Below are 6,000 nucleotides of genomic sequence, written 5' to 3'. Positions count from 1 at the left end.
CGGCTCGATCAACGCCCACCGCTCATCCGACAAGTCCGACCGATACCCACGCCGCTGCACACCCACGCGTGATCAACGAGCCGAAGCGACCGACGCCACGGCCGAACATGAATCAACCGCTACACGGATCAGATGCCCTCTTAGTGCGTGTTTGAGAAGGTCGGATGTGGACGGTGTGGCGGCGTGACGATGGCCGCCGGGGTCGGCAGGGTGTCCGGGTGTCGTCGCCTCGTCGTGGTTACCCGTCGGACCTGACCGATGCCCAATGGGCGTTGATCGAGGGGTTGTTGCCGGAGCCCAGCACGGACGGGCGGCGGGAGAAGCACCCTCGTCGGGAGATCGTCAACGCGATCTTGTACGTGGTCCGCTCGGGGTGTCCGTGGCGGTACCTGCCGGCGGATCTGCCGCCGTGGCAGACGGTGTACTGGTATTTCGTGCGCTGGGAAGACGCCGGTGTGACCGAGACCCTGCTGGCCACGCTGCGGGTCAAGGCGCGGGTGCAGGACGGGCGGAATCCGGAGCCGTCGGCGGGGGTCATCGACTCGCAGTCGGTGAGGGGCGCCGACACCGTCGGGCAGCAGACGCGTGGCTACGACGCGGGTAAGAAGGTCAACGGCAGGAAACGGTTCATCATCACCGATACCGCCGGGCTGTTGGTCACCGTGGCGGTGATGGCCGCGTCGTGGCAGGACCGCGACGGCGCGAAGACCGCCCTGCTCAGCGCTTATCTGGCCACCCCGATCCGGCACGTCTTCGCCGACCAGGGCTTCGCGGGCCGTCTCGTCGACTGGACCCGCGACACCTTGAAGATCACGCTGGAGATCGTGCGGAAGCCTGCTGGCCAGCGGGGCTTCGCCGTGCACCCGCGCAGGTGGGTCGTGGAGCGGACCCTGGCATGGCTCACCGCCTGCCGCCGGCTGGCCCGCGACTACGAACGCCACCCCGAAATCTCCGAAGGCATCGTCAGGTGGGCCGCCATCGCCGGCATGACCCGCCGCATCACCCGCGGCCGACCAGCCCGACGGCAGGCAAAGCGCACCTTCATCTGGACCTGATCAAGTCCCTCTCAAACACGCTCTTAGGCGGCGGTCGGGCGTTTCGTTGCGTCGGGCGTCGTCGACTGAGCCCACCCGCGAGCTGGTCCGCAACCAAATTCTGGATCACCTCCATCCGGTGAAATGGCACTGACTGCCGAGCTGCGAACACTTCCGCTTGTTACGTTCGTCGGCGACCCGATCAAGGACGCCGACGATGCGCCATCGGCAGGCATGCGAGCGGGGCAGAGGACGTGCCCGGCGATCCAAGCTCCGCCGATGGCCCGTCCCTGCTCCTGCGCATCGTGCAATAGCTGATCTGCATGTGGTGATGCTGCTGGAAGGATGAATTCGTGGGAATCGTGTTGGCCGACAGGACGATGCCTGTAATCTCGCCGCTTGCCGGCGAGCCGATCGAACACGCCGACGCCGAGCGTCTCGCCGGCGTCCTCAGGGCCTTCGCCGACCCTGCCCGGTTGCGGCTGCTCAGCCTGATTCAGTCGGCTCCCGAGGGGGAGGCGTGCGTGTGTGACCTGACGACCCCGCTTAACCTGTCGCAGCCGACGGTCAGTCACCACCTGCGGGTCCTCACCGAGGCCGGGTTGCTGGAGCGGGATAAGCGTGGTGTTTGGGTCTACTACCGGCTAGTCCCGACGGCGATCTCCGCTATCGCTGATCTGCTGACCCTGCCGGGAAAACGAGCGGCGCGGAGAGCCCCCCTCGCTCGGGCGCTGAACCGCACGTCAGCGGTGATCGCATAAGGCGCAGGTCGAGCTTCGGTAGGCAGTGAGAGGCAGGGCCGGCCTTGAGGCCTGCGATCGGAAAAGTCGCTCTGGCCGCGCTGCGTCGATTGTCCACCCAGGCAGGCGCGCGGTTCGGTGATGTCCGCAGCCCCGGCAAGGTCCTGGTCGACGGGGGTGGTCGATATCGGCGGCACCGAGGTGTTCAGCCTCCGGCTGCTCCAAGCTCGCGAAGCGGCTCACGTGGGGTGGCAGTTCTTCGCCCACCACGACCCGGCGGGCCGAGGGGTTCGACGACCTGCGTTCTGCCTTCGGTTCCTGGTGGCCGGCGTGAGCCCCGCGACCGAACCGACGCTGACCGCACCCGACGAGGACAGGCGCAAACCGTGACCGACACGACGGTGGCCGGGACGGACCGCCCGCCCGGTTAGTCTCTGGCGCAACCGCGACTTCAACCTGCTCTGGATCAGACAGAGCCTCTCCGACCTCGGCACCGCCATGTCCAACCTGGCCATGCCGCTGCTGGTGCTCTCCCTCACCGGCTCGGCCGCCCCGGGCCGGGCTGGTCGGCACGGCGGGACTGCTCACCACGCTGGTCTGCCGGCCGGCGGCTTTTGCTGACCGCTTTCCCCGCCGTACGCTGCTGGCGGTCTGCGACGTCGTCCGGCTGATCGGCTACCTCACGCTGGCCGGCGCGGTGCTCGCCGGGGCGGCCAACCTGTCGATAGTGCTCTTCCTGCGGCGTCCTGGCCTCGATGGGCTCCGTGGACTGTTTCCACAGGTCCTGCCCGAGACGTTCCTCGCACTCAAAAGGCCAAAATGGTCTGTGGCCGCCCGGCCATCTCATCAGAGCTGGAGATCGACGTATCTTCTTGCGAAAAGTTCTGGCACCCACGCCGCCGGCACGGCCTTTTGGACGCCTTCAGCCTTGACAACTAGGAGGAGGTCCACATGAGTACCTGTCAAACATCGAGGTGCCCGGCTGATGGGCGCCACTGCGGGGCGCTGTCCTGAGTTCCAGGTCGGTGAATTTGCTGCAACGACACATGGTCGAATTCCTTTCGCTGAGTTCTGTGTGCGTGCAGAATAGCGATGGGAGCGGTTGTCATGGTGCGAGAAGTGGTCACGATCCTGACTGATCACCTTGACGGCGGCGCGGCTGACAGGACAGTCGAGTTCGCCCTAAACGGCATCGACTACTCGATCGACTTGTCCGACGCCAACGCAGGCCAGCTACGCAAGGTGTTGGAGTCGTATATCGCACGCCGGACGCCGGCTGGACGAGGGCGAGCCGACACGCCGTCCGCCGGAAGGCGGTCAAGCCGAACTGACGCCACTACGCGTACTGATCGCAGCGGGAGTCGCGCGATCCGGGAAGGGGCAGCAAAGCGGCTGCGAGGTCTCCGAACGTGGAGGAATTCTCACCTCCGTCGTCAACGCGTACCGAAATCGGGAGCAGTCGTCTGGGGCGCGACGTAGGAATATGGCATGCAAGCGCCGAGACGGAGTTTGCTTCCGGTGGTAAGCCAGGGCCGGGTGTTGGGCGAGGAGCCAACCCGAGGTTGGCCGCGGGTTCATCGGGAGTCTTGTTTTCGGACCAGCATCAGCATCCGACGACGTTCAGCGACCGCATTCGTGACAGGAGGGCTGTGGGCTCACAACGCCGAGGTGCTTTCATGTGGTGAAATTGGTGTGGATGTATGGCCCTATAAAAGGCGAGGGCGAACCGAGGTTCCGTGCCGCTCTGCTCCGCTCGGAGAGCCGGGCATGGTGGCCGGCTGTTATGCCAGCGGCACAGCCCTCGGAGGCGACCCGCTCCCCGGCCCATCTTCTTGTCCACATGGGTGGGCTTGTAGCCGTTGCCAGATATTGCCGAGAACCAAGAGCGCCGGTTCTCTTCAGCGGCTGGCTCGAGCGGATATTAGTGCTGAGGCGAGGCGGCCGTCAACGGTGACCCTTGATGTCCGTCGGTGGGGACTGAGCTCGCTAACGAACAGACAGCCGGTGGCGCGGATGTGAGTGGGCCTTGGCTCACTGCCGTAACGCGACTCTCGACCGATGAGACCATGCTAAATACGGGCGAGCGCGAGGGCTTAGTGACAGAGGGCGCGCAGCTCATGGCACGATGGTGGGGAATCAGTGCCGAGCAGTGCTGGCAGCCCCGGGATGGCTTGTGTTGAGGTGGTTGGAGGTCCGCTCAAGTCGAGCGGACCTCCAACCAGTCCGCCCTGCCTGCACTCAGGCTACGACCGTGACCATGCCGTTGTCGAGATCGTACCGAGCGCCGACGATCCTAAGGGTGCCCTTATGGACCCGTTCGGCGACGATCGAACTCCGTTCCAACAAGGCACGTACCTGGGCTCCGATGTTGGCCCCAACAGCGTTTTCGACCATGCCGCCCGGTTGGCTGAGCACCGGCTCGACAATTGGCCGCAGGCTGTCAATGATCGTGCCAATGTGGCCGGGCGCGGGGCTGCCCGAGCGGATAGCGTCGATGGTCGCGGTGATTGCCCCGCAACGTTCGTGGCCGAGAACGAGGATTAGCGGGGTTCCAAACTCCTCGACGGCGAACTCTACGCTGCCGAGGAGCAGGTCGTCGATGACGTTTCCCGCGACTCGGTTGTCGAAGAGGTCACCCAGCCCTTGGTCAAACAGAATTTCGGGGGTCACTCGTGAGTCGGCGCAGCCTATGGTGACCGCGAACGGATGCTGGCCTGCTGCCAGCCGATGCAGGTCTTCGAGACCTTGATGCGGGTGACGGCTGTGCCCCGTGACGAACCGCTGGTTGCCGCGAAGAAGCCGGCGCCATGCGTCGGCTGGCGTGGCGGCAGTGGATTCGACCTCGGCGCCGCTGGCGGGTGAGGCGAGGACGGTCGTGCCGAGCGCTAACAGTGCGCCACCGCCCACCAGCAAAGACCTACGGGAGGGGTTGTAATACTTCACGCTGTTCTCCTCCAAATCTGTAGCTTCGTTGAGTCTCTATCAGTAGTCGCCGGGAGTCCTAGGGAGAACCGCGCGCAAGCTCGTGTACTTCATCGCGACAACACTCGATGGCTTCATTGCCGCGCCGGACGGGTCGCCCGACTTCTTCGGCCTCGAACGAGATCTGGCCGCGTATCCGGCGAAGCACTGGCCGCAGACCATCCCGACCTTCGCCCACCCGCAGTTCGGCATGGACCGGCCGGAGGGTCGATTCGACGCGGCGCTGATGGGGCGCGCTACTTACGACCCCGACTGCAGGCCGGCGTCACCAGCCCGTACGCCCACCTCGGCAGTACGTCTTTTCCCGATCTCTGCCGCCTCCCGCCGATCCGGAAGTGGAGATCGCTTCCCGCGATCCGATGGCCTTCATCCAGAATCTCAAACATCGGACCGGGGGTGACATCTGGCTGTGCGGTGGCGGCCAGCTCGCGGGCCAAATCCTACCCGAAGTGAACGAACTGGTGCTGAAGCTCAACTCGGTCGTGGCCGGCAGCGGCGTCCCGCGATTTCGATCTGCACTGGTTCACACTGTCGGACACCGGACCCATGCCCAGCAGAGTCGTCGTCCTGCACTACGCCCGTCGGGAACCGGTCGCTGGCGACAGTCGGTGAGCGTCGTTCCGCCGCGCTATGAGCGAACGCTGTCCGACCGGTGGCCCATAGCGCTCTCCTGATCGGCGTTTCGATCATCGGGCGACACCCGGGCCGGGACTGTGCCACTTCCGGAGCGGTCCACTGGACCCGGTCGACCGGGTTGGAGGCAATCAGCTCCAGCTCGACGGCGTGCCGGAGCCTTATAGAAGGTGGCTCGCTTCCGCTGCACGGTCGAGGCCGCAGCCGGCTTGCCGTCGAGCCGTACGCAAAGGGCTGTCAAGGAACCGGCGCACCATCGCGGGCGAGTCGGGCTCGACGACCAGCAGCGACGCGGTTTCCAGCCCGGCCAGCGCCGCCGCGTGCTCGGCCGGGATCCTCGACGATCGACCGCCGGGTCTTGGCTGCCGCCCGGGGCCACACTACATCCCGGCTACGCGCGGCTGTCCGCGTATCAAGTGGTGAGGTTCCTGGTCCGCGCCTCGTACACCGGGCACCCGCTCGAAGGGCTCCCCCAGTTCGCCGCCCGAACCTGCTCGGCGCGGAACGAGTGCGCCAGGGCCTTGGTCCGGAACATCTCCTCGAAACGTTCGCCGCTGACTGCCCAGCGGACACGCCATTGAGGAGCCTTCCGGTCGGCGCGCTTGGTGGTC

At 65.8% G+C, this 6,000-nt stretch carries 4 protein-coding genes and 2 pseudogenes; 4 read left to right on the top strand and 2 right to left on the bottom strand.

The window, feature by feature from the left end; translation table 11 throughout:
* Window positions 1-218: 218 nt before the first annotated feature.
* From JNW89_RS03710 to JNW89_RS03700, 3 genes and pseudogenes are all read left to right on the top strand, one after another.
* Window positions 219-1,055, top strand: coding sequence for an IS5 family transposase (locus JNW89_RS03710; protein ID WP_238447704.1), 837 nt, complete (start codon window positions 219-221; stop codon window positions 1,053-1,055).
* A gap of 359 nt (window positions 1,056-1,414) precedes the next feature.
* Window positions 1,415-1,795: a helix-turn-helix transcriptional regulator gene (locus JNW89_RS03705; RefSeq protein WP_238447705.1), complete on the top strand. Its 381-nt coding sequence runs from the start codon at window positions 1,415-1,417 to the stop codon at window positions 1,793-1,795.
* Window positions 1,796-2,881: 1,086 nt separating this feature from the next.
* Window positions 2,882-3,227: pseudogene (locus JNW89_RS03700) on the top strand (Lsr2 family protein); the annotation flags it as partial.
* 785 nt (window positions 3,228-4,012) lie between these two features.
* On the opposite strand, the gene JNW89_RS03695 reads toward JNW89_RS03700, so the two are convergent.
* Window positions 4,013-4,717, bottom strand: a complete 705-nt coding sequence (locus tag JNW89_RS03695; protein ID WP_238447703.1) for a carbonic anhydrase — start codon at window positions 4,715-4,717, stop codon at window positions 4,013-4,015.
* A gap of 82 nt (window positions 4,718-4,799) precedes the next feature.
* On the opposite strand from JNW89_RS03695, the pseudogene JNW89_RS03690 reads away from it, so the two are divergent.
* Window positions 4,800-5,368: pseudogene (locus JNW89_RS03690) on the top strand (dihydrofolate reductase family protein).
* 433 nt (window positions 5,369-5,801) lie between these two features.
* On the opposite strand, the gene JNW89_RS36455 reads toward JNW89_RS03690, so the two are convergent.
* A complete protein-coding gene (locus tag JNW89_RS36455) occupies window positions 5,802-5,924 on the bottom strand; it encodes a hypothetical protein (RefSeq protein ID WP_255540360.1) in 123 nt (40 codons plus the stop codon).
* Window positions 5,925-6,000 lie beyond the last annotated feature (76 nt).

Source organism: Micromonospora sp. 4G55 (genome assembly GCF_016803375.1).
The sequence above is the reverse complement of the archived record's forward strand: the minus strand, read 5'-3'. Positions and strand labels throughout refer to the sequence as shown.